The 22,590-nt window shown below is 70.2% G+C and carries 19 protein-coding genes; 17 read left to right on the plus strand and 2 right to left on the minus strand.

All coding sequences use genetic code 11. The features are described from left to right. The first annotated feature begins 19 nt into the window (after positions 1–19). From PQI07_RS19700 to murD, 3 genes are all read left to right on the plus strand, one after another. Positions 20–1,468, plus strand: a complete 1,449-nt coding sequence (locus PQI07_RS19700; RefSeq protein WP_274927252.1) for a UDP-N-acetylmuramoylalanyl-D-glutamyl-2,6-diaminopimelate--D-alanyl-D-alanine ligase — start codon at positions 20–22, stop codon at positions 1,466–1,468. Between the two features lie 77 nt (positions 1,469–1,545). Further along, positions 1,546–2,631, plus strand: coding sequence for a phospho-N-acetylmuramoyl-pentapeptide-transferase (gene mraY / locus PQI07_RS19705; RefSeq protein WP_043356717.1), 1,086 nt, complete (start codon positions 1,546–1,548; stop codon positions 2,629–2,631). 201 nt (positions 2,632–2,832) lie between these two features. After that, positions 2,833–4,197 (plus strand): UDP-N-acetylmuramoyl-L-alanine--D-glutamate ligase, encoded by a 1,365-nt coding sequence (murD, locus tag PQI07_RS19710; RefSeq protein ID WP_043384245.1) that lies wholly within the window; start codon positions 2,833–2,835, stop codon positions 4,195–4,197. A 13-nt stretch (positions 4,198–4,210) separates the two neighbouring features. On the opposite strand, the gene PQI07_RS19715 is transcribed toward murD, so the two are convergent. Further along, complete coding sequence (locus tag PQI07_RS19715) at positions 4,211–5,686, minus strand: methyl-accepting chemotaxis protein (protein ID WP_274927253.1); 1,476 nt, start codon at positions 5,684–5,686, stop codon at positions 4,211–4,213. 263 nt (positions 5,687–5,949) lie between these two features. Here PQI07_RS19715 and PQI07_RS19720 point away from each other — a divergent pair, with 263 nt between their 5' ends. The 13 genes from PQI07_RS19720 to PQI07_RS19780 all read left to right on the plus strand — a co-directional run bounded on the left by PQI07_RS19720 (position 5,950) and on the right by PQI07_RS19780 (position 20,957). Beyond that, a complete protein-coding gene (locus PQI07_RS19720; protein ID WP_043356321.1) occupies positions 5,950–7,116 on the plus strand; it encodes an FtsW/RodA/SpoVE family cell cycle protein in 1,167 nt (388 codons plus the stop codon). Beyond that, positions 7,113–8,222, plus strand: a complete 1,110-nt coding sequence (murG, locus tag PQI07_RS19725; RefSeq protein ID WP_274927254.1) for an undecaprenyldiphospho-muramoylpentapeptide beta-N-acetylglucosaminyltransferase — start codon at positions 7,113–7,115, stop codon at positions 8,220–8,222. The genes PQI07_RS19720 and murG overlap by 4 nt, the downstream gene beginning before the upstream one ends. A gap of 49 nt (positions 8,223–8,271) precedes the next feature. After that, complete coding sequence (murC, locus tag PQI07_RS19730) at positions 8,272–9,678, plus strand: UDP-N-acetylmuramate--L-alanine ligase (RefSeq protein WP_043356325.1); 1,407 nt, start codon at positions 8,272–8,274, stop codon at positions 9,676–9,678. Between the two features lie 4 nt (positions 9,679–9,682). Further along, positions 9,683–10,216 (plus strand): DUF559 domain-containing protein, encoded by a 534-nt coding sequence (locus PQI07_RS19735; RefSeq protein ID WP_274927255.1) that lies wholly within the window; start codon positions 9,683–9,685, stop codon positions 10,214–10,216. Then, a complete protein-coding gene (gene murB / locus PQI07_RS19740; RefSeq protein WP_053608386.1) occupies positions 10,213–11,139 on the plus strand; it encodes a UDP-N-acetylmuramate dehydrogenase in 927 nt (308 codons plus the stop codon). Before PQI07_RS19735 ends, murB begins: the two co-directional genes overlap by 4 nt. Positions 11,140–11,250: 111 nt before the next feature. After that, positions 11,251–12,174 (plus strand): D-alanine--D-alanine ligase, encoded by a 924-nt coding sequence (locus tag PQI07_RS19745; protein ID WP_043356331.1) that lies wholly within the window; start codon positions 11,251–11,253, stop codon positions 12,172–12,174. Further along, the gene (locus PQI07_RS19750) at positions 12,141–13,094 is read left to right on the plus strand and encodes a cell division protein FtsQ/DivIB (protein WP_043356333.1); all 954 of its coding nucleotides are present in this window, start codon (positions 12,141–12,143) and stop codon (positions 13,092–13,094) included. Before PQI07_RS19745 ends, PQI07_RS19750 begins: the two co-directional genes overlap by 34 nt. A 52-nt stretch (positions 13,095–13,146) precedes the next feature. Further along, positions 13,147–14,469: a cell division protein FtsA gene (ftsA, locus tag PQI07_RS19755; RefSeq protein ID WP_043384227.1), complete on the plus strand. Its 1,323-nt coding sequence runs from the start codon at positions 13,147–13,149 to the stop codon at positions 14,467–14,469. A gap of 93 nt (positions 14,470–14,562) precedes the next feature. Further along, a complete protein-coding gene (ftsZ, locus tag PQI07_RS19760; RefSeq protein WP_043757589.1) occupies positions 14,563–16,335 on the plus strand; it encodes a cell division protein FtsZ in 1,773 nt (590 codons plus the stop codon). 438 nt (positions 16,336–16,773) lie between these two features. After that, a complete protein-coding gene (gene lpxC / locus PQI07_RS19765; RefSeq protein WP_274927256.1) occupies positions 16,774–17,721 on the plus strand; it encodes a UDP-3-O-acyl-N-acetylglucosamine deacetylase in 948 nt (315 codons plus the stop codon). Between the two features lie 191 nt (positions 17,722–17,912). Further along, positions 17,913–18,794, plus strand: coding sequence for an outer membrane protein assembly factor BamD (locus tag PQI07_RS19770; protein WP_043345570.1), 882 nt, complete (start codon positions 17,913–17,915; stop codon positions 18,792–18,794). Between the two features lie 172 nt (positions 18,795–18,966). Next, positions 18,967–20,640 (plus strand): DNA repair protein RecN, encoded by a 1,674-nt coding sequence (recN, locus tag PQI07_RS19775; RefSeq protein ID WP_043384223.1) that lies wholly within the window; start codon positions 18,967–18,969, stop codon positions 20,638–20,640. 116 nt (positions 20,641–20,756) lie between these two features. Next, a complete protein-coding gene (locus PQI07_RS19780; protein ID WP_043345537.1) occupies positions 20,757–20,957 on the plus strand; it encodes a hypothetical protein in 201 nt (66 codons plus the stop codon). A gap of 15 nt (positions 20,958–20,972) precedes the next feature. On the opposite strand, the gene PQI07_RS19785 is transcribed toward PQI07_RS19780, so the two are convergent. Next, positions 20,973–21,218 carry a hypothetical protein gene (locus PQI07_RS19785; RefSeq protein WP_043345535.1) on the minus strand — a complete coding sequence of 82 codons (246 nt, stop codon included), beginning with the start codon at positions 21,216–21,218 and terminating at the stop codon, positions 20,973–20,975. 285 nt (positions 21,219–21,503) lie between these two features. On the opposite strand from PQI07_RS19785, the gene pstS reads away from it, so the two are divergent. Continuing rightward, positions 21,504–22,544 (plus strand): phosphate ABC transporter substrate-binding protein PstS, encoded by a 1,041-nt coding sequence (pstS, locus tag PQI07_RS19790; RefSeq protein WP_043345532.1) that lies wholly within the window; start codon positions 21,504–21,506, stop codon positions 22,542–22,544. Positions 22,545–22,590: the final 46 nt, after the last annotated feature.

Below are 22,590 nucleotides of genomic sequence, written 5' to 3' on the forward strand. Positions count from 1 at the left end.
GACGACGGGGGAATCGACGATGACCGCACTCTGGACGCGGGAGGAGCTGGAATCCGCGACGGGCGGCCGACTGATCGGCCCCGAGCGCGCCATCGGCGGCGCCTCGATCGACACCCGCACGCTCCAGCCCGGCGACCTGTTCTTCGCGATCCGCGGCGATGCACGCGACGGCCACGACTTCGTTCCCGACGCCCTGGACCGCGGGGCCGGCGCCGCGGTGGTGAGCGCGTCCCGCCTCGGGGACCTCGCGTCCCACGGTCCCGTCCTGACGGTGCCCGAAGCGGGCGCCGACCCGGTACTCACCGCGATGGTGCGTCTCGGCGCCGCCGCCCGCGCCCGGACAGGCGCGCAGGTCGTGGCCGTCACCGGCTCGGTCGGCAAGACCGGGACCAAGGAGGCGCTGCGCCACGTCCTGGCCGAGCAGGGGGAGACCCACGCCTCGGCGGCCTCCTACAACAATCATTGGGGCGTGCCCCTGACCCTGGCGCGGATGCCGCGCTCCACGCGCTACGGCGTGTTCGAGATCGGCATGAACCACGGCGGCGAGATCGTGCCGCTGACCGCCCAGGTCCGCCCCGACATCGCGCTCATCACCACCATCGCGCCCGCCCATATCGAACATTTCGCCTCGCTCGCCGCCATCGCGGACGCCAAGGGCGAGATCTTCTCCGGGCTCCAGCCCGGCGGCGTGGCGATCGTCAACCGCGACGTTCCGCATTTCGACCGGCTCGCGGCCCACGCGCAGGCCTCCCGGGCGGGACGGGTCGTCACCTTCGGCGAGCACCCGGATTCCGACGTGCGCGCCCTGAAGATCGTGCTCCGCCCCGACCTGTCGGTGATCGACGCGGCGGTGATGGGCCAGCCCGTCACCTACAAGCTCGGCACGGCCGGACGGCACGCGGCGCTGAATTCGCTCGGCGTCATGGCGGTGGTCCACAGCCTCGGGGCCGACCTCGCCCGCGCCGCCCTGTCTCTGGGCAGCCTGACGCCGCCGGCGGGCCGCGGCGAGCGCACCGCCCTCGAGATCGGTGGCGGCACCGCCTACCTCGTGGACGAGAGCTACAATGCCAACCCCGTCGCGGTCCGCGCGGCGTTGGCGACGCTCGCCGGGATCGAGACCGGACCCCGCGGACGCCGGATCGCGGTGCTGGGCGACATGCTGGAACTCGGCGCCGCCGCGGCCGACCTGCACCGCGGCCTCGCGGAGGCGATCGAGGCGGCACGGATCGACCTCGTCTTCACGGCCGGTCCGCTGATGCGCCACCTGTTCGAGGCCCTGCCGGTGAGCCGCCGCGGCGCCGTGACCGACACCGCCGCCGACCTGCTCGAGCCGCTCGCCCGGAATCTCAGATCCGGCGACGTCGTCATGGTAAAGGGATCGAACGGCAGCCGCATGGGCCGGATTGTCGAGGCGCTGAAAGCCCGCTACGCGGTCGATCCGACCCGGCGGACCCAGGCCGTCCCGTGACCGGCACGTCCGCGCGTTCGGCGCAGCCGGCGCCGCTCCCCGAAACCTGAGCCTGAACAAGGGGGCCGAGCGCCCGGATGCTGTACCTTCTCTCGGACCTGAGCAGCGCCTTCACGCCGCTCAACGTGTTCCGCTACATCACCTTCCGCACCGGCGGCGCGCTGTTCACCGCGGGCCTGTTCGTGTTCTGGTTCGGCCCCTGGATCATCTCGCTGCTGCGGATCCGCCAGGGCAAGGGTCAGCCGATCCGCGAGGACGGGCCGCAGACCCATCTGCTGACCAAGCGCGGCACGCCGACCATGGGCGGCCTGATGATCCTGGCCGGCGCCGTCGTGGCGATCCTGCTCTGGGCCAACCCGCGCAACCACTATGTCTGGGTGACGCTGACCGTCACGCTCGGCTTCGGTGCGATCGGCTTCTACGACGATTACCTCAAGGTCACGAAGCAGTCGCACAAGGGGTTCTCGGGCAAGTTCCGCCTCGCCCTGGAGGCCGTGATCGCCATGGCGGCCTGCTTCACCGTCGCGGTCTATTCCCCCGCCGCCCTCCAGAACCAGCTCGCCTTCCCGGTGTTCAAGGACGCCCTCCTCAATCTCGGCTGGTTCTACCCGCTGTTCGGCGCCTTCGTGATCGTCGGAGCGGGCAATTCCGTGAACATGACCGACGGCCTCGATGGCCTGGCGATCGTGCCGGTGATGATCGCCTGCGGCACCTTCGGGTTCATCGCCTATCTCGTCGGCAACTCGTTCACCGCCAGCTATCTGCAGGTGAACTACGTCCGCGACACGGGCGAACTGGCCGTGGTCTGCGGCGCGGTGATCGGTGCCGGTCTCGGCTTCCTCTGGTTCAACGCGCCGCCGGCCCAGATCTTCATGGGTGACACCGGCTCCCTGGCGCTGGGCGGCCTGCTGGGCTCCATCGCGGTGGCGACGAAGCACGAGATCGTCCTGGCCATCGTCGGCGGGCTGTTTGTCCTGGAGATGATGTCGGTGATCATCCAGGTTGCCTCGTTCAAGCTCACGGGCAAGCGCGTCTTCCGCATGGCGCCGATCCACCACCATTTCGAGCAAAAGGGCTGGAAGGAGCCGCAGGTGGTGATCCGCTTCTGGATCATCGCGGTGATCCTGGCGATGGCCGGTCTGGCGACGCTGAAGCTGCGCTGAAAAACTGTGCTAGAGGGGCGATGAAAGTGGGCGATCCCACGCTCGCCCTCATCCTGAGGTGCTGCGCAGCAGCCTCGAAGGAGCCCTCCAGCCGGCCACGCGATCCCTGGAGCCCTTCGAGACCTCCGCCGCGCGCCGGCACGACGGGATGAGACGGCGGGCGGGATCGGCCGGGTTCGGCTGCCGCATCCAGAGTTCCGCATGACCCCCGTCACCGTCTTCCAGGAAAAGACCGTCGCCCTGTTCGGACTCGGCGGCTCCGGACTTGCCACGGCCCTGGCGTTGAAGGCCGGCGGCGCGGGGGTGCAGGCCTGGGACGACAATGCCGACAGCCTCGCGCGGGCGCGGGAGGCCGGGATCGAGACGCGGGACCTGCGCGAGGCCGACTGGTCCGGCTTCGCCGCCCTCGTGCTCAGCCCGGGCGTGCCGCTGACCCATCCCGAGCCGCACTGGAGCGTCAGGCTCGCCCGGGACGCGGGCGTCGCGATCATCGGCGACATCGAGCTGTTCTGCCGGGAGCGGCGGGCCCAGGCGGCGGGGGCGCCGTTCGTGGCGATCACCGGGACCAACGGCAAGTCGACCACCACGGCGCTGATCGCCCATGTCCTCGCCCAGGCGGGCCGCGACGTTCAGATGGGCGGCAATATCGGCACCGCGATCCTGTCGCTGGAGCCCCCCGCGGCGGACCGCGTCCACGTGATCGAGATGTCGTCGTTCCAGATCGACCTGACGCCGAGCCTCGACCCGAGCGTCGGCGTGCTGATGAACATCACCCCCGACCATCTCGACCGCCACGGCACCATGGAGCAGTACGCGGCCATCAAGGAGCGTCTGATCCAGGGCGCCGGCCTCGCGGTGGTCGGCATCGACGACGCGCCGAGCCGGGCGATCGCCGACCGGCGCGGCGCCGACCTCGTGCGCGTCCACGTGCCCCACGGCGACGTGCTGTGCACCGACGCGCTGACGGTGCGCGAGGGGATCGTCCGCGACGTCGACGGCACGGCGCTCGCGGACGTCAACGGGATCGGCTCCCTCCGGGGGGCACATAACTGGCAGAATGCAGGCGTTGCGGTGGCGGTGGCGCGGGCCCTCGGCCTGTCGCCGGAGCAGATCCAGGCGGGTCTGACGTCCTTTCCGGGTCTGCCGCACCGGATGGAGGAGGTGGGACGGCGCGGCCACGTCCTGTTCGTCAACGATTCCAAGGCGACCAACGCCGATTCCACCGAGAAGGCGCTCACCGCCTTCCGGGACATCCACTGGATCCTCGGCGGCAAGGCCAAGGAGGGCGGCATCTTCCCGCTGGTGCCGTATTTCGAGCGGGTCGCCCACGCCTACCTGATTGGCGCCGCCTCGGATGCCTTCGCGGCGACCCTGGAGGGCGCAGTGCCCTACACCCGCTGCGAGACCCTCGAGAACGCCGTCCCGAAGGCTGCCGAGAACGCCGCCGCCTCGGGCGCGCCGGAGCCGGTGGTGCTGCTGTCGCCGGCCTGCGCGTCCTACGACCAGTTCCGGAACTTCGAGATCCGCGGCAACCGCTTCCGCGAGCTGGTCCAGGCGCTGCCCTGAGGGTGCGCCGCTCTCAGCGCGCGAGAACCTTGGCGGCGTCGCGGGTGGTGCCGACCGCCTGCGAGACGTTGGCCACGGACTGGACGATCGCCCCGATATTGCCGGTGATCGCCGTGACGGCGCCCGCGGCGCTCTGCATGTTCTCGGCGAGGTCCCGGGTCACGGTGCTCTGCTCCTCGATGGCGGCCGCGGTGGCCACCACGGTCTCGCGCATCACCGAGACCGAGGATCCGATCGAACTGAGCGCCTGCACGACCTCCTGCGAGACGCGCTGCACGCTGGCGATCTCGCCGTTGATCTGGCCGGTGGCGCGCGCCGCCTGATCGGCCAGCGCCTTGACCTCCGAGGCCACGACCGCGAAGCCGCGGCCCGCCGCCCCCGCCCGGGCGGCCTCGATGGTGGCGTTCAGCGCCAGCAGGTTGATCTGGCCGGCGATATCCCGGATCAGGCCGACGATGCCGGTCATCGCGGTGGCGGTCTCGGCGAGGCGCTTGGTGTGGCCATCCGCGTCCTGGACGCAGGCATAGGCGGTGTCGGTGGCGCCCTGGGAGCGCACGATGCTTTGGGACATCTCCGCCACCGACGCCGCGAGTTCCTCGGCCGCGGCCGCGACGGTCTGGACGTTGCCGGAGGTGGAATCCGCCGCCGACGAGGCCAGCGCGGCCGCCTTCGTCGAATGCGTCACCGCCTGCTCGATCTCGCCGAAATTCTGGTCGATGAGCGTCCGGAGATTGGCGAGCAGCCGGACCTGATCGCTGATGTCGGTGGCGAACTTCACCACCTTGTAGGGGCGTCCGGCGGCATCGAGGATCGGGTTGTAGGAGGCCTGGATCCAGACCTCGCGGCCGTCCTTGCCGATCCGCCGGAACTGGGCGGCCTGATAGGTTCCGTTCCGCAGGGCCGCCCAGAAGGCCCGGTACCCCTCGCTCTCGCGGTGGGCGGGGTCCACGAACAGGCTGTGATGCTGCCCGATCACCTCGTCGCGGGTGTAGCCCATCGCGGTCAGGAAATTGTCGTTGACCGCCGTCACCGTGCCGTCGAGATCGAAGGCGATGACCGCCTGCACCTTGTCGATCGCGGCGATCTGGCCGGCGCGGTCGGCCTCCTCGGTCCGCTGCTGCGTGATGTCGGTGGCGAACTTCACCACCTTGTAGGGGCGGCCGCGGACGTCGAGCATCGGATTGTACGAGGCCTGGATCCAGATCGGCCGGCCGCCGCGGCCGACCCGCTGAAATTGACCGGATTCGAATGCGCCGGACCGAAGGCGTTCCCAGAAGGCCCGGTAGTCCGGCGCGTCCCGCTGGGCCGGATCCATGAACAGGCTGTGGTGCTGCCCGACGATCTCGGGCAGCGTGTACCCGACGACGTCGAGGAAATTGCGGTTCGCCGAGAGGATCCGCCCGGCCAGATCGAACTCGATCACGCCCTGAACCCGGTCGAGGGCCGCGAGCTTGGCATGCGCTTCACGGACGTTCAGGGCAGAAAACATGGCGCGTCGGCTTCCTCTGGGCGGGCCAGGCGCGGCGCGCCTCGACCCGCCGGGGGTACACCTGAAAGTTGCAATGGGAAGATTAACATAGGGTGTCTTTATACCAGTATAAAACCGGTCGAATACAGCACTCCACCGCAGGCCGGTTTCGCGGCGGCCGAAAGCCCACGCGGCGACCATAAGGCTCCGTTTACCATTCCTGCACAGGATCAGGCCCGACCCGCGCGGATCGGCATCCGCGCGGCCTGGAGTCGTTGCCCGGCATGATGTCACGCGCGGAACGCACGCCCCTGACGGACTGGTGGTGGACCGTGGACCGCGGTCTGCTCGCGGCCCTGTTCGCGCTGATGATCGCGGGTCTGGTCTTCCTGATGGGCGGCGGCCCCCCGGTGGCCGAACGCATCGGCCTCCCGACCTTCTACTTCCTCAACCGGCAGGCGATGTACCTCGCGCCGACCATCCTGCTGATCTGCGCGGTGTCGTTCCTGTCGCTGCGCGGCATCCGGCGGCTCGCGCTGGTCACCTGGGTCTGCGGCGTCGTCCTGTGCCTGCTCGCCGGCAAGTTCGGGCCCGAGATCAAGGGCGCGCACCGCTGGATCCAGTTCGGCTCCTTCGGCCTGCAGCCCTCGGAATTCGTGAAGCCCGCCTTCGTGGTCGTCGCCGCCTGGGCCTTCTCGGAAGGCGCCCAGCGCCGCGACATGCCGGGCGGGATCCTCGCCCTGCTGCTGCTGCCGATCACCATCGTGCCGCTGCTGCTCCAGCCCGATTTCGGCCAGACCATGCTGATTACCATGGTGTGGTGCGCGCTGTTCTTCGTGGCCGGCCTCCACCTGATCTGGGTGGCCGTCCTCGGCGTGCTGGGCCTCGGAGGCGTGTTCGCTGCCTATCTGTTCTTCCATCACGTGCGTGAGCGCTTCAACAAGTTCCTCGACCGGGATTCCGGCGGCGGCTTCCAGGATTTCTGGTCGCGGGAATCCTTCCGCTCGGGCGGCTGGTTCGGCACCGGACCGGGGGAGGGCGTGGCCAAGCGCCACCTGCCCGACGCCCATACCGACTTCATCTTCTCGGTCACCGGCGAGGAGTTCGGCGTGATCGTCTGCCTGTGCCTCGTGGCCCTGTTCGCCTTCATCGTCCTGCGCGGCCTCAAGCTCGCCCGCCGCACCGACGACACCTTCTCGCGGCTGGCGATCACCGGCCTGACCACGCTGTTCGGCCTCCAGGCCTGCATCAACATGGCGGTGAACACCCAGCTGATGCCCGCCAAGGGCATGACGCTGCCCTTCGTCTCCTACGGCGGCTCCTCACTGATCTCGCTGGCGCTCGGCACCGGCTTCCTCGTCGCCCTGACCCGCAAGCGCCCCCGCACCGTGATGCTCAGCCAGAAGCCCCCCGGCACCGCGCCGGCCACCGTCGCAGGAGTGATGCGGTGACGGTCTTCACCCCCACGATCCTGCTCTGCGCGGGCGGCACCGGCGGACACCTGTTCCCGGCCGAGAGCCTCGCCCACGCGCTGCGCGCCCGCGGCATCCGGGTGGCCCTCGCCACCGACGCCCGGGTCGATTCTATCGCGTCCGAGTTCCCGGCCTCCGAGGTCGTCACCATCGCCTCGGCGACGCCGTCCGGCCGCTCGCCGCTGAAGCGGGCCGGCGCCGTGCTGACGCTCGGCCGCGGCTTCGGCGTGGCCGCCAAGGAGATCCGACGGATCAACCCGGCCGCCATCGTGGGCTTCGGGGGCTATCCGACCGTCCCGCCGGTGCTGGCCGGCCAGATCCTGCGCGTGCCGACGATCCTGCACGAGCAGAATGCCGTGATGGGCCGGGCCAACGCCTTCCTGGCGCGGGGCGCCCGCACCATCGCCACCGGCTTCAAGGACGTGCGCGGCGTGCCCGAGAAGGCCAAAGCTCCGCGGATCCACACCGGCAACCCGCTTCGCCCGGCGGTGATCGAGGCGGCGAAGATCCCGTATCCCCCCTTCGGTCCGGATGACGCCCTGCGACTCCTGGTGTTCGGCGGCAGCCAGGGCGCCCGCGTGATGGGCGAGGTCGTACCCGAGGCGATCGCCCGTCTGCCCGAAGCGCTGCGCGCCCGGCTGCACCTCGTCCAGCAGGTCCGGCCCGAGGACCTGACGGCGGTGCAGAACCGCTACCTCGCCATGGGTCTCGCGGGGATCGAGGCGGCGCCGTTCTTCAAGGACCTGCCGGCCCGCATGGCCGCGAGCCACCTCGTGGTCTCGCGCTCGGGGGCCTCGACGGTCTCCGAACTGGCGGCGATCGGCCGCCCGGCGATCCTAATCCCGCTGCCCGGCTCGCTGGATCAGGACCAGGCTGCCAACGCCGCGACCCTCGACGCGATCGGCGCGGCGCTGGCGGTGAAACAGTCGGATTTCACGCCCGAGCGCCTCGCCGCGGACCTCACGGCCTGCTTCGAGACGCCGGCAAAATTGACCGCAGCGGCCGATGCGGCCAGAAGCGCGGGCATCCATGACGCCGCCGAGAGGCTGGCCGAGGTCGTCGTCGAGACGGCCGCCCGCACCTGATCCTCCCGGGATTCCGCACCGGCGATCCCGACACCAGACGGTTCGACCCATGAAGCTGCCCGACAAGCTCGGACCCATCCACTTCATCGGCATCGGCGGTATCGGCATGTCCGGCATCGCCGAGGTGATGCACAACCTCGGCTACACGGTGCAGGGGTCGGACGCCTCGGACAACACCAATGTCCGCCGTCTCGCCGAGAAGGGCATGCGCACCTTCGTGGGCCACGACGCCCAGAACGTCGAGGAGGCGGCCCTGGTCGTCGTCTCCACGGCGATCCAGCGCGACAATCCCGAGCTGCAAGCCGCCCGGGAGCGCCGTCTGCCGGTGGTGCGCCGGGCCGAGATGCTGGCGGAGCTGATGCGCTTCAAGTCCTGCGTGGCCATCGCGGGCACGCACGGCAAGACCACGACCACGTCGCTGGTCGCGACGCTGCTGCTGGCCGGCAACCTCGACCCGACGGTGATCAACGGCGGCATCATCAACGCCTTCGGCACCAATGCCCGCATGGGCGAGGGCGACTGGATGGTGGTGGAGGCCGACGAGTCCGACGGCACCTTCCTGAAGCTGCCGGCGGACGTCGCCATCGTCACCAACATCGACCCCGAGCATCTCGATCATTTCGGCTCGTTCGATGCCGTGAAGGACGCGTTCCGGCGGTTCATCGACAACATCCCGTTCTACGGCTTCGCGGTGATGTGCATCGACCATCCGGTGGTGCAGGATCTCGTCGGCCATATCGAGGACCGGCGGATCATCACCTACGGCGAGAACCCGCAGGCGGACGTGCGCCTGATCGACGTGGACCTGCGCGGCGGCCAGAGCCGCTTCCGGGTGATGATCCGCGACCGCCGCCCCGGCTACCGGATGGAGATGGAGGACCTGGTCCTGCCGATGCCGGGCAAGCACAACGCGCTCAACGCCACCGCGGCGCTCGCCGTGGCGCACGAGCTCGGCGTGAAGCCCGACGCGATCCGCCAAGCGCTCGCCGGCTTCGGCGGCGTCAAGCGGCGCTTCACCCGCACCGGCGAGTGGAACGGCGCGACGATCTTCGACGATTACGGACACCATCCGGTGGAGATCAAGGCGGTGCTCAAGGCCGCGCGCGCCTCGACCGAGCACGGCGTGATCGCCGTGGTGCAGCCACACCGCTATACCCGGCTGCAATCGCTCTTCGACGATTTCTGCACCTGCTTCAACGATGCCGACACGGTGATCGTGGCGCCGGTCTACGCGGCCGGCGAGACGCCGATCGAGGGCTTCGACCGCGACAGCCTCGTAGCGGGCCTGCGCTCCCGCGGCCACCGCGACGCCCGGGCGCTGGAGCGGCCTGAGGAACTTTCGGGGATCATCGCAGAGCTCGCCAAGCCGGGCGACTACGTGGTGTGCCTCGGGGCCGGTACGATCACCCAATGGGCCTACGCGCTGCCGGGCGAATTGGCCGCGCGGGGACGGTAAGGGGATGCGCGGGGCCGATCCGGAACCGGCCCGTTTCCGGCGATGCCTGCGCGGATCACAGACCGAGGCCGAGCGCCGCCTCCGGTGTCGCTTGCGGGACCGGCGTCTCGGCGGGGCCGAGGTCGTCCGGCAGGAATCGATCAGGCGCTCTGTCGCGGAGTTCGACTGCCGAACGTCACGCCTGATTGGCGAGCGGAATGGCGACCACCACGCGGACAGCGACCATGGCGTTCGGGCCCCGTGGCTGACCGCACAGGGCTCTCGCGTCCTGGGGTTCTGGAACGTCGGGATCGTGAACACCGTCGCCGGCGTCCGAGACACGATCTTGTCCGTGCCGCCCCCCTCTCACCGCTTGCCGCGAGAGGGTCGCGACGACCCCGTCGTCGGCACGGAACGCCCGAAGGGCGAAGGTGAGGGGGCGGCTTCAGTCAAGCCACAGCTGGAGCCGCCCCCTCACCCTCGGCTGCCGCCCCGATGCGACGACACGGTCGTCGCATCCCTCTCCCCGCAGGCGGGGAGCGGGGAGATCCAAAGATGACCGCATCCCTCCACGACCGTATCCGCGCCGCCGCGCCCGATCTCCGCGGGCGTCTGCTCGCCGACCAGCCGCTGGCCGACCTCACCTGGTTCCGGGTCGGCGGCCCCGCCGAGGTCCTGTTCACCCCGGCCGACGAGGAGGATCTCGCGCGCCTCCTCGCCACCCTGGACCCCGACGTGCCGGTCACGGTTATCGGTCTCGGCTCGAACCTGATCGTCCGCGACGGCGGGGTGCCGGGCGTGGTGGTCCGGCTCGGCGGCAAGGCGTTCGGCAGCGTCGCGATCGACGGCGACACGCTGGCCGTGGGCACCGCGGTTCCCGACATGCGCCTCGCCAAGGCGGCCGCCGAGGCCGGTCTCGACGGGCTCGCCTTCTACCGCGGCATCCCGGGCTCGATCGGCGGCGCGCTGCGCATGAATGCCGGCGCGCATGGCGGCGAGACCACCGACGTGCTGGTGGAGGCGCGCGGAATCGACCGCCGGGGCGCATTGCGCACCTTCAGCCACGCCGACATGGGCTTCTCCTACCGGCATTCGGATGCCCCGGAGGACGTCATCTTCACGAGCGCCCTGTTCCGGGGCAAGCCCGGCGACCGGGCCGCCATCGAGGCGGAGATGGAGCGGGTCACGGCCGCCCGTGAGGCCGCCCAGCCGATCCGCGAGCGCACCGGCGGCTCGACCTTCGCCAATCCCGAGGGCGGCAAGGCGTGGCAGCTCATCGACGCCGCCGGTTGCCGGGGCCTGACCCGGGGGGGCGCCCAGGTCAGCGAGATGCACTGCAATTTCCTGATCAACACCGGCCATGCGACCGCCGCCGATATCGAGGGACTCGGCGAGGAAGTCCGTCGCCGGGTGCGCGAGACGAGCGGCGTCGAGCTGCGCTGGGAGATCCGGCGGATCGGCGCGGCGGCCGCCCCCCGGTGAGCGCGGTGTTCCCGCCTCGCCGATGCGGCCGGGATACGGTGCTCGTCTGCCACCGGTGACCGTCCGGTCCCTGCAGAGTCTGTTTGAAGCCGACCTATTCGAGGTGCCCTGATGTCCAAGCACGTCGCCGTCCTGCTGGGCGGCACCTCCGCCGAGCGCGAAGTCTCGCTCAGTTCCGGCAAGGCCTGCGCCGACGCGCTCGAGGGCGAGGGCTACCGGGTCACCCGGGTCGATGTCGGTCCCGATATCGCCTCCGTGCTGACGGCGCTCAAGCCGGACGTGGCCTTCAACGCGCTGCACGGCCCGGACGGGGAGGACGGCACGATCCAGGGTCTCCTGGAGATCCTCAGGATCCCCTACACCCATTCCGGCGTCCTCGCCTCGGCGCTCGCGATGAACAAGGAGCAGGCCAAGACCGTCATGCGCGCGGCCGGCGTCGACGTGCCGGAAGGCCGGATCGTTAACCGTCGTGAGGCCGCCAGGACACACCCCCTGCCGCCACCCTATGTGGTGAAACCCATCGCCGAGGGCTCCTCGGTGGGTGTGATCATCGTGCGCGACGGGCGCTCGCACCCCCCCCAGATCCTCGCCTCCGAGGAGTGGACGTTCGGCGAGCAAGTCCTTGTAGAACCTTACATAGCCGGCCGCGAGCTCACCTGCGGGGTGATGGGCGACAGGGCCCTCGGCGTGATCGAGGTGAAGGCCGCGACGGGGGATTGGTACGACTACGACGCTAAATACGCCCCGGGGGGGTCGGTGCACGTGCTCCCGGCCGAACTTAAACCAAATGTTTACCAGCGTGTCCAAGAACTGTCGTTAACGGCGCATCAAGCACTGGGCTGTCGGGGCGTCAGCCGTGCCGACCTTCGCTACGACGACACACCGGGTGGAACCGGTCTGCTCGTCGTGCTGGAGGTCAACACGCAACCCGGCATGACCCAGACGAGCCTTGTGCCGGAGATGGCGGCCCATGCGGGCCTGAGTTTCGGTGAGCTCGTCCGATGGATGGTGGAGGACGCTTCCCTGAATCGCTGAGCGGCGACGCCGCCGGCCGGACCGGTCCCGCGCGCCTCGCTGGCGCGATCCTGGGCCGGCTCGCCGGCCGCGTCTCGCCTCGGTCGCTCTCGGTCCGCCGGGCCCGCTCGGGTCAGCGCCTGAGCGAGCGCCTGCCGCGCGGCGTCGGCGTGGTAGCGGTCTCCGTGTCCGCCGCCGCCATGGCGCTCGCCGGTTTCGTGGCGAGTGGCCGCTACGACGCCTTCGTGGCGGAGCAAGGCCGTCCCCTCGACATCGCGGCGCGCGTCGCCGGCTTCGGCGTCGAGCGCGTCACCATCTCGGGCATCTCCCGGATGTACGAGCGCGAGGTGCTGGCCGCCGCCGGCATCGACTGGCGCTCCTCGGTTCCCTTCCTCGACGTCAACGAGGTCCGCGAGCGGCTGCTGCGCGTGCCGCTGATCGCCCAGGCCTCCGTCCGGAAGATCTATCCCAACGAGATCGCCATCACCCAGGTGGAGCGCGAGCCCGCGGCCCTCTGGCAGAAGAACGGCGAGATCAGCGTGATCGCCGCCGACGGCACCGTCATCGACGCCATGCGGGACGACCGCTATGCCAGCCTCCCCCTGGTGGTCGGCGACGACGCCAACACCAAGCTTCCGGAATATCTCGCCCTCATCGCCGCCGCCGGACCGCTCGCCGAGCGGATCAAGGCCGGCACCTACGTGTCCGGTCGGCGCTGGACCCTCAAGTTCGACGGCATCGACGTGCGCCTGCCCGAAGCCGATCCGGCCGCGGCGCTCGCCCGCCTCGTCCGGTTCGAGCGCGAGGCCGGCCTGCTTGAGAAGGACATCATCGCGGTGGACCTGCGCATGCCGGACCGCCTCGTGGTGCGCCTGACCGAGGAGGCCGCCGCCGCCCGTGCGGAAGCCCAGAAGGCGAAGAAGAAGGGCGCGGCCAGCTGATGCCCTTCCTGTCGATCTCCGCCCGTCCCGCCTCCCGCGTCCGGTAGCGTCAATGCACAGCCAACACGGCCTCACGCCGCGCTTGAAGCCGCTCTCCGCCCGGCGCTCGACCACCCTCTCGGTGCTCGATATCGGCACGAGCAAGGTGGTCTGCCTCATCGCCGAGCTGCAGCCCGCCGAGGCGCTCACCACGCTGCGCGGGCGCACCCACCTCGCGCGCATCATCGGCATCGGCCACCAGCGCTCGCTCGGCCTGAAGGGCGGCGCCATCGTCGACCTCGCCGCCGCCGAGGGCGCGATCCGTCAGGCGGTCCACGCCGCCGAGCGGATGGCCAAGGTCGAGGTCCAGTCGGTCATCGTCAACATGTCGGGCGGCCGGCTCGCCTCTCAGCATTTCCAGGCGCGGGTGAACGTCCGCTCCGGCACCGTCACGGGCAGCGACGTCGAGCGGGTGCTCGAGACCGCGAGCGCCCACGGCGTCAGCCCCGGCCGGGCCGTGCTGCACGCCCTGCCCACCGGCTACGCCCTGGACGGGCAGGGCGCCGTCATCGACCCGTCGGGCATGATCGGCGAGGCGCTCAGCGTCGACCTGCACGTGGTCACCAGCGAGCTGGCCGCCGCCCGCAACGTCATGCTGGCGGTGGAGCATTGCCACCTCGGCGTCGAGGCGGTGATCGCCACGCCCTACGCGGCCGGACTCTCCGCGCTCGTGGACGACGAGGCTGAGATGGGCGTCTGCGTCGTCGACATGGGCGGCGGCACCACCAGCGTCGGCGTGTTCTCCGGCGGGCACCTTGTCCACGTGGACGCCCTGGCGGTCGGCGGCCACCACGTCACCATGGACATCGCCCGCGGCCTCTCCACCCGGATGGCCGCGGCCGAGCGGCTGAAGACCCTCTACGGCTCGGCCCTGTCCACGCCTTCCGACGACCGCGACATGATCGCGGTGCACGGGGTCGGCGAGGACGAGGGCGAGGCCCCGGCCCACATCCCGCGCTCGCAGCTCGTGCGGATCATCAAGCCGCGGGTCGAGGAGGTGGTCGAGCTGGTCCGCGACCGCCTGCGGGACGCGGGCTTCGCGGCCCAGGCCGGACGGCGCGTGGTCCTCACCGGCGGCGCCAGCCAGCTCGTCGGCCTGCCCGAGGTCGCCCGCCGCGTCCTCCAGGGTCAGGTGCGAATCGGACGGCCCCTCGGGATCCGGGGTCTGCCGGAAGCCGCAAAGGGCCCGGCCTTCTCGGCGGCGGTCGGCCTGCTGGTCTACCCGCAGGTGGCGCATGCCGAGCATTTCGAGCCGCGCGGGCACGGCGCCTTCGCGGCGACCGGAACCGACAACTACCTGAACCGGGTCGGCCGCTGGCTCCGGGACAGCTTCTAGGGTTTCGCATCCGCCCCCGCGGACGGGCGGATCGAAGAGTATCCGGCGCCCAGGCGTCGCACGGAAAGCACAGTTAGCGAGAGGCTCGACACCATGGCCATCACCCTCCAGGCGCCGGACATCCGGGAACTCAAGCCCCGCATCACCGTCTTCGGCGTCGGCGGCGCCGGCGGCAACGCCGTCAACAACATGATCGAGTCGGGCCTGCTCGGCTGCGAATTCGTCGTGGCCAACACGGACGCCCAGGCGCTCACCTCCTCGAAGGCCGAGCGGGTGATCCAGATGGGCCTGGGTGTGACGCAGGGCCTCGGGGCCGGCTCGCACCCGGAGGTCGGCTCGGCCGCCGCCGACGAAGTGATCGACGAGATCCGTGACCAGCTCTCGGGCGCCCACATGTGCTTCATCACCGCCGGCATGGGCGGCGGCACCGGCACCGGCGCCGCTCCGGTCATCGCCCGTGCGGCCCGCGACATGGGCATCCTGACGGTCGGCGTCGTGACCAAGCCGTTCCAGTTCGAGGGCATGCGCCGCATGCGCACCGCCGAATCCGGCATCCAGGAGCTGCAGGCCGCGGTCGACACCCTGATCGTGATCCCGAACCAGAACCTGTTCCGGGTCGCCAACGAGAAGACCACCTTCGCGGACGCCTTCGCGATGGCCGACCAGGTGCTCTACTCCGGCGTCGCCTGCATCACCGACCTGATGGTGAAGGAAGGCCTCATCAACCTCGACTTCGCCGACGTCCGCGCGATCATGCGTGGCATGGGCAAGGCCATGATGGGCACCGGCGAGGCGTCCGGCGAGAAGCGCGCCAACCGCGCCGCCGAGGCGGCCATTGCCAATCCGCTCCTCGACGACGTCTCCATGAAGGGGGCCCGCGGCCTGCTGATCTCGATCACGGGCGGCTCGGACCTGACCCTGTACGAGCTCGACGAGGCCGCGACCCGCATCCGCGAGGAAGTCGACCAGGACGCCAACATCATCCTGGGCGCCACCTTCGACGAGAGCCTCGACGGCATCATCCGCGTGTCGGTGGTCGCCACCGGCATCGAGCCGCTGCTGATCTCGGCGAACTCGCCCAACAACCCGGCCATCGCCGAGACCGAGCAGCGCATCGCCGAGGTTGCCGAGCGCCTGCGGGCCGAGGCCCGCTCTCGCGCCGCCTCGCCGGTGCCGAGCATCCGCACCGAGTCGGCCGCGCCGGCCCCCGTGCCGCAGCCCAGCACGGAGATGCGGGCCGAGCCGCGGATCGAGAGCCGCATGGAGAGCGCCGCGCCGGTGACCCGCGACGACGTCGTGCTCGCCCCGGCCCAGGCGCGCGCCGCGGCACCGTTCGTCCCGGCTCCCGCACCGCAGCGGGCCGAGCCGGCACCGGCCATCGAGGCTGGCCCGTTCGTGCCGCCGCGTCCCGCCGCCCCGACGGGCACGCCGCTCGCCCGCGCTCCGCGCATGCCGCAGATCCACGAGCTGCCGCCGATCGCCCAGACCCAGATCATGGCGAACCGCGCGGCCGAGGAGGCCGCTCCGGAATCCAAGCGGACCTCGCTGCTGCGCCGGCTCGCCACCGTGGGCTTCGGCGGCCGCCGCGAGGACATGGAGGGCGCCCCGGCGGCCCGGCCGGCCTCTCCCGCCGCCCCGCAGCCGCATTTGGCCCAGCCGCACATGGCCCAGCCGCACATGGCCCAACCGCACATGGCCCAGTCCCACGTGCCGCCGGCCCCCCGTGCCCCGGCCGCGCCCGCGGTGCCGCAATACCGCCCGGCCCAGGGCAACCTCGACGCGCAGGGCCGGGTCTCCGCGCAGCCCCGGATGATGGACGACGATCAGCTCGAGATCCCCGCCTTCCTGCGCCGTCAGGCGAACTGACAGGCCGAGATCTCGGACACGGCAGGGGGCCGGCGGGAAACCGCCGGCCCCTTCGCGCTGCAACAAAGCAACTCGTGGTTGTTACGGCCTGAAACAGGCCCCATCGCGTGGGCATGCGGCGTCTCGCGAGGCCGGGACCGTGGTGCATCCGCGCCACAGAACGGCCGCCGGTTAGCCATGCGTTAACCAAGCTTTAAGCCTTTGGTGGACCAGCGTTTTGCGGCAACGAGCCGGTAAGCGTGTCTGTAACAGACCGTAAGAATCCGTGATTTGGCTGCCCTGTGCGGTGCAGCTATAGAAACCATGTGATCGAGACGACACGCATCGGGACACAACCTGATCGCGTGGGCTAGGGCATCAAGCAGCGGACGGATCAGTCGGTTTTCTCTTCACCCCCGGTCGGGGTGTCGGGATCTGGTCGCGCCCGGGGGCTAAGGAATGCGAACGCACAAACAGACGACCCTCAAAGGGCCGGCGACTCTCTCGGGCATCGGAGTTCACTCCGGCAATCCCGCCGAGATCACGATCCGGCCCGCTCCGGCCAATCATGGCATCGCCTTCCTCCGCACCGGCACCACTCACGGCAACGACCGCCTGATCAAGGCACACCACGCCCTCGTCTCTGCCACGGAACTCTGCACCGTTCTGGGTGACGTCGAGACGGGCGCAGTCGCCACCGTCGAGCACCTGATGTCCGCCCTGTTCGGCCTGGGCGTCGACAACGCCCTGATCGAGATCGACGGCCCGGAGATGCCGATCCTCGACGGATCCGCGCTCCCCTTCGTCCAGGCGATCGACCAAGTGGGGATCGCCACCTGCGACACCCCCCGGCGCTGGCTCAAGATCCTCCGCCACGTCCGCATCGAGACCGGCATGTCCTTCGCGGAGCTGCGTCCGATCGATCGCGGCTTCCGCCTCGATGTCGAGATCGATTTCGAGAGCCCGGTGATCGGCCGCTCCCGCAAGGCGATGGACCTCTCGCCCGCCACCTATCGCCGCGAGATCGCCGGCGCTCGCACCTTCGGGATGATGCGGGACGTGGAGCGCTACTGGAAAGCGGGCTTCGCCCTCGGCGCCTCGCTGGAGAACACCGTGGCGGTCGGCGAGACCGCGGTGGTCAACCCCGAGGGGCTGCGCTTCCAGGACGAATTCGTCCGCCACAAGATCCTCGACGCGATCGGCGACCTGGCGCTGGCCGGGCTGCCGATCCAGGGCGCGTACCGCTCCTATTGCGGCGGCCACCGGATGAATGTCGGCGTGCTCTCGGCCCTCTTCGCCGACCGGGCGAACTACGCCATCGTCGAGGCGCAGGGCTCGCGCCGCGAGACCGTTTTGTCCGAACTCGGCGTCGGCCTCGGCATCGCCGCCTTCGCGGGCGACCTCTAGAAAGCGCCTGTGGCCGGTGGGACACAGCCGGCAACCGATCCTGGCTGCCGCAGCCTTGCCGCTTTCGTGCCCGAATCGAACGGCACGGTTTAACGGTCCGTGAACGGCGGGCACGGCCCGGGGCGGGCCGGATCCACCCACGCGATGGCATGACGGCGCGAGACGGCGCCGGTTCCGGGAAAGAGCGCCAGATGCCTGTCACCATTCGTCATCGCCGGGGAGCGGCCTTCGCGGCGCCCCTCGTGGCCATCCTCGGCCTGGGCCTCGGCGGCTGCGACTTCGACCCGACCAGCATCTTCGCTGAGAAGTACAAACCCGAAGTCGTCCCGGACGTCCCGGCCGACAAGCTGTACAGCGATGGCTTGGCCAAGCTCGAGGACAGCGACTACGAGGGCGCAGTCAAGAAATTCGACAATCTGGACAAGCAGTATCAGTATTCCGAGTGGTCTCGGAAGGCACTGCTGATGACGGCCTACGCCAACTACGAAGGCCAGAAATACGACGACGCCATCAGCGCCTCGAAGCGTTACCTGCAGCGGCATCCGGCCAGCAAGGACGCCGCCTACGCGCAGTACCTGATGGCGATGTCGAACTATAAGCAGATCCCGGACGTCACCCGCGATCAGGACCGGTCCGAGAAGGCGCTCGTCGCCCTCCAGGAACTGGTACAGAAGTATCCGACATCGGAATACGCTGCCGACGCGAAGGCGAAGATCCAGATCACCCGCGATCAGCTCGCCGGCAAGGAGATGGAGATCGGCCGCTTCTACCTCGAGAAGCGGAATTTCCCGGCGGCGATCAACCGCTTCCGCGACGTGGTCGCCAAGTACCAGACCACCCGCCACGCCGAGGAGGCGCTCGAGCGCCTGACCGAGGCCTACTGGGCGCTGGGCATCACCCAGGAGGCGCAGAATGCCGCCGCGGTGCTCGGACACAACTTCCCGGAAAGCCCCTGGTACAAGGACGCCCACGCGCTCCTGGCTCAGGGCGGCCTCGAGCCCCGCGAGGAGAAGTCCTCGTTCCTCTCGAAGATCTACCGCACGGTCACCGGCAAGACCGCCTCGGCCGAGTAGGCATCGGAGCCCGCGACCGGGCCGTCCCGCGCACAGATCGAGGCCCGGAGCCGCCGCTCCGGGCCTTTCCCGTTGCGGCGCCCCCTTGCGTGGTGCGACGCATTTTTGGGGTGAATCCGCGCCGCAGCGGCCTTATGTGTGCGGTCCCGTCCTGAGGAATCCCCGTCGCCGCATGCTGGCGCAGCTCGCGATTCGCGACATCGTCCTGATCGACAGGCTCGAACTGAATTTTCGATCGGGACTCAGCGTCCTGACCGGAGAGACGGGCGCGGGCAAATCGATCCTGCTCGACGCCTTCGCCCTGGCCCTCGGCGGTCGTGGCGACGGCCGCCTGGTGCGTCACGGCGAGGCGCAGGGCGTGGTCACGGCGGTCTTCGACCTGCCCGTCGACCATCCCGCGCGCCGGATCGCGGAGGAGGCCGAGATCGACACCGAGGGCGACCTGATCCTGCGCCGGACCCAGATGGCGGACGGCCGGACCCGCGCCTTCGTCAACGACCAGCCGGTGGGCGTGCAGGTCCTGCGGGCGATCGGCGCGGCCCTTGTGGAGATCCACGGGCAGCACGACGACCGGGCGCTCGCCGACCCCGCCTCGCACCGTGCGATCCTGGACGCCTTCGGCGGGCTTCAGCCCCAGCTCGCCAAGGTCGGCACCGCCGCTCGGGCCGTCCGGACGGCTCGGACCGAACTCGCCGAGCACCGCGCCCGGGTCGAGACGGCCCGCAAGGAGGCCGACTTCCTGCGCCATTCCGTGGAGGAACTCGCCGAACTCGCGCCGCTTCCGGGGGAGGAGGCGCAGCTCGCCGAGCGCCGCACCATCATGCAGCAATCCGAGAAGGTGGCGCGCGAACTCAACGAGGCGCTGGAGGCGGTCGGCGGACCCCATTCCGGCGTGCCGCATCTCTCGGCCGCCCTGCGCAAGCTGGAGCGCCGCGCCGCGCAGCTGCCGGCCCTCGTCGACCCGTGCGTGAACGCCCTCGACGCCGCGATGGTCGCCCTCGACGAAGCCCGGGCGGTCCTCGATGCGGCGGTGGCCGAGACGGAGTTCGATCCCCGCGACCTGGAGCGCGTGGAGGAGCGGCTCTTCGCCCTGCGCGCCGCGTCGCGCAAGTACGACGTGCCCGCCGACGACCTCGCCGCCCTGGCGGAGCGCTACGCCAACGACGTCGCGGCCATCGATGCCGGCGAGGCGGCGCTGTCCGGCCTCGAGGAGGGGCTCGCGACGGCGGAGGCCGCCTACGCCGAGGCTGCCGAGAAGCTCAGCGCCGGGCGCCGCCGGGCGGCCAAGCAGCTCGACGCCGCCGTGAAGGCCGAGCTGCCGCCCCTCAAGCTGGAGCGGGCCCGGTTCATCACCGAGATCGTCACGGATCCGGATTCCCGCGATGCCGCCGGCACCGACCGCGTCGAGTTCTGGGCCCAGACAAACCCGGGGACCAAGCCCGGTCCGATGATGAAGGTCGCCTCGGGTGGCGAGCTGTCGCGCTTCATGCTGGCGCTCAAGGTGGTGCTGGCCGATAAGGGCTCCGCTCCGACCCTCATCTTCGACGAGATCGATACCGGGGTCGGCGGCGCGGTGGCGGACGCCATCGGGCTGCGCCTCGCCCGGCTGGCGGCCACCGTGCAGGTGGTCGCGGTGACCCATGCCCCCCAGGTTGCCGCGCGCGCCGAGACGCATTTCCTGATCGCCAAGGCGCCCGTGAAGGGGGCCGGCCGCGTCGCCACCCGCGTGTCGAGCCTGCCGGTCGCCGAGCGCCGGGAGGAGATCGCCCGGATGCTGGCGGGCGCCACCGTCACCGACGAAGCCCGGGCGGCAGCCGCGCGCCTGCTTCAGGGCGCCGAGGCGTAGCCCGGCGACAGCCTTAACCGTTGGTTGAGCTTAACGATGCGTTAACTATTCGACTTGAAAGTGCCGTCATCCCGGTACCGCGGAAGGCATGGGCGGTCGATGGGCGGGAGGGAGCCATGAAGCCGGCTATCGTCGAGTCCGATGGGCATCTGCCTGCGGGACAGTCGCTGAAGCGGGCGCTCGACACGCGCCAGCTCGGCCTCAACCTTCGCACGGTCTACGAAGGCAGCGTCGACACGCAGCCGATCACCGACACGCACGTCGAGCTGCTTCTGCGACTGCGCCAGAAGGAGCGGGAGCTGCGCCGGGCGATCTGATCCGGCCCCGCGCCGCTACCAGCGGCGCGCCCCCGGCCGTCGACGATACTCGGCGGCACGAATCAACGTCAGCACCCGGTCGAGGTTGACCAGCAGCTCGGCCTCCTCGCGCCGCGCTGCGGCCGCCAGCTCCGGATCGGTGGAGAATTTCTGGCGCGCCTGCGCCAGCGTGAGGGCACGCTCCACGGCCTCCCGCTCCGCATGCAGGGCCGACCAGACCGGGTCGGCATCCGCCCCCGTATCGACCTCCTCGCCGCCCACGATCCGACGTCCTCCCGCTGTAACTGCCGCTGCCACTACCGCTGCAGCTGGCATTGCCCCGGCATTGCCGCTGCCCATGCGGGTTATGAACGCGCGAGAACCACGAACCGTGCCGTCGGGCCCACGGCGCGATGTCATCCCGGTGTCATCTGCCTGTCGTATGCGCCCCTCCATCGGGCGGCCGGCGCTGGGTCTCTTCGGAAGATCGGCCGCAGAGCTCTGCCGCGGGCATGGGCTTGCCGGCAGGGCAGCGCAGGCTCTTGCCCGACGGCAACGGAGAATCCCTTGAGACCCTTCGCTTACGCGCTCGCCGTCGGCCTCGCGACGGTTCAGCTGGCGTCCGCGGCGCTCGCCGCCGATATCACCGGCGCCGGGGCTACGTTCCCCTTCCCGGTCTACTCCAAGTGGGCCGAGGCCTATCGCAAGGAGACCGGCTCGGGCCTCAACTACCAGTCGATCGGCTCCGGGGGCGGCATCAAGCAGATCCAGGCGAAGACGGTCGATTTCGGCGCCACCGACGCGCCCCTCAAGCCCGAGCAGCTCGCCAAGGACGGTCTCGTCCAGTTCCCGACCGTGATGGGCGGCGTCGTGCCGGTGGTGAACATCCCCGGGATCGAGCCGGGCAAGCTCAAGCTCACCGGCGACGTGCTGGCCGACATCTATGCCGGCAAGATCGCCAAGTGGAGCGATCCGCGGATCGCGAAACTCAATGACGGGCTGAAGCTCCCCGACTCCAACATCACCCCGGTCTACCGCTCCGACGCGTCGGGCACGACCAACATCTTCACCACCTACCTGTCCCAGGTCTCCGAGCCCTGGAAGAAGGAATACGGCGCCGCCACGACGATCTCCTGGCCGGTGGGGCAGGGTGGCAAGGGCAACGAGGGCGTGACCGCCACGGTGAAGCAGGTCCCGAACGCGATCGGCTACGTCGAGTCGGCCTACGCCAAGCAGAACAAGCTTTCCTACGCCCTGCTGCAGAACAAGGCCGGCAAGTATCCGCAGCCCGACGACAAGGCGTTCCAGGCCGCGGCGGCGAGCGCCGACTGGAAGGCGACCCCGGGCTTCGGCATCTCCCTGACCAACCAGCCGGGCGAGGCGGCGTGGCCGATCACGGCGGCGACCTTCATCCTGGTCCACAAGGACGCCGTCGATCCGGCCAAGTCCGCCGATGTGCTCAAGTTCTTCAACTGGGCCTACAAGAACGGCGACAAGCTTGCCGTCGACCTCGACTATGTCCCGCTGCCGGACAACGTCGTCGAGCTGATCCACCAGGAGTGGAAGGACGTGAAGGGCAAGGACGGTAAGCCCGTCTTCAACATGTGAGCGTGGCCGGGAGGAGGTGGGAACCTCCTCCCTCGCTTCTCGGAAC

It is taken from the genome of Methylobacterium sp. 092160098-2 (assembly GCF_028920805.1).
In the GTDB taxonomy this organism is placed as follows: domain Bacteria; phylum Pseudomonadota; class Alphaproteobacteria; order Rhizobiales; family Beijerinckiaceae; genus Methylobacterium; species Methylobacterium fujisawaense.

What these genes read in the sequence shown, in the direction of transcription:
- murB (WP_053608386.1), top strand. Translation starts at nt 10,213, where the DNA reads ATGACCGCATCCCTCCACGACCGTATCCGCGCCGCCGCGCCCGATCTC.
- PQI07_RS19735 (WP_274927255.1), top strand. Translation starts at nt 9,683, where the DNA reads ATGCGCGGGGCCGATCCGGAACCGGCCCGTTTCCGGCGATGCCTGCGC.
- PQI07_RS19745 (WP_043356331.1), top strand. Translation starts at nt 11,251, where the DNA reads ATGTCCAAGCACGTCGCCGTCCTGCTGGGCGGCACCTCCGCCGAGCGC.
- PQI07_RS19715 (WP_274927253.1), bottom strand. Translation starts at nt 5,686, where the DNA reads ATGTTTTCTGCCCTGAACGTCCGTGAAGCGCATGCCAAGCTCGCGGCC.
- PQI07_RS19700 (WP_274927252.1), top strand. Translation starts at nt 20, where the DNA reads ATGACCGCACTCTGGACGCGGGAGGAGCTGGAATCCGCGACGGGCGGC.
- ftsA (WP_043384227.1), top strand. Translation starts at nt 13,147, where the DNA reads ATGCACAGCCAACACGGCCTCACGCCGCGCTTGAAGCCGCTCTCCGCC.
- PQI07_RS19780 (WP_043345537.1), top strand. Translation starts at nt 20,757, where the DNA reads ATGAAGCCGGCTATCGTCGAGTCCGATGGGCATCTGCCTGCGGGACAG.
- mraY (WP_043356717.1), top strand. Translation starts at nt 1,546, where the DNA reads ATGCTGTACCTTCTCTCGGACCTGAGCAGCGCCTTCACGCCGCTCAAC.
- murC (WP_043356325.1), top strand. Translation starts at nt 8,272, where the DNA reads ATGAAGCTGCCCGACAAGCTCGGACCCATCCACTTCATCGGCATCGGC.
- murD (WP_043384245.1), top strand. Translation starts at nt 2,833, where the DNA reads ATGACCCCCGTCACCGTCTTCCAGGAAAAGACCGTCGCCCTGTTCGGA.
- lpxC (WP_274927256.1), top strand. Translation starts at nt 16,774, where the DNA reads ATGCGAACGCACAAACAGACGACCCTCAAAGGGCCGGCGACTCTCTCG.
- ftsZ (WP_043757589.1), top strand. Translation starts at nt 14,563, where the DNA reads ATGGCCATCACCCTCCAGGCGCCGGACATCCGGGAACTCAAGCCCCGC.
- PQI07_RS19720 (WP_043356321.1), top strand. Translation starts at nt 5,950, where the DNA reads ATGATGTCACGCGCGGAACGCACGCCCCTGACGGACTGGTGGTGGACC.
- PQI07_RS19750 (WP_043356333.1), top strand. Translation starts at nt 12,141, where the DNA reads ATGGATGGTGGAGGACGCTTCCCTGAATCGCTGAGCGGCGACGCCGCC.
- recN (WP_043384223.1), top strand. Translation starts at nt 18,967, where the DNA reads ATGCTGGCGCAGCTCGCGATTCGCGACATCGTCCTGATCGACAGGCTC.
- PQI07_RS19770 (WP_043345570.1), top strand. Translation starts at nt 17,913, where the DNA reads ATGCCTGTCACCATTCGTCATCGCCGGGGAGCGGCCTTCGCGGCGCCC.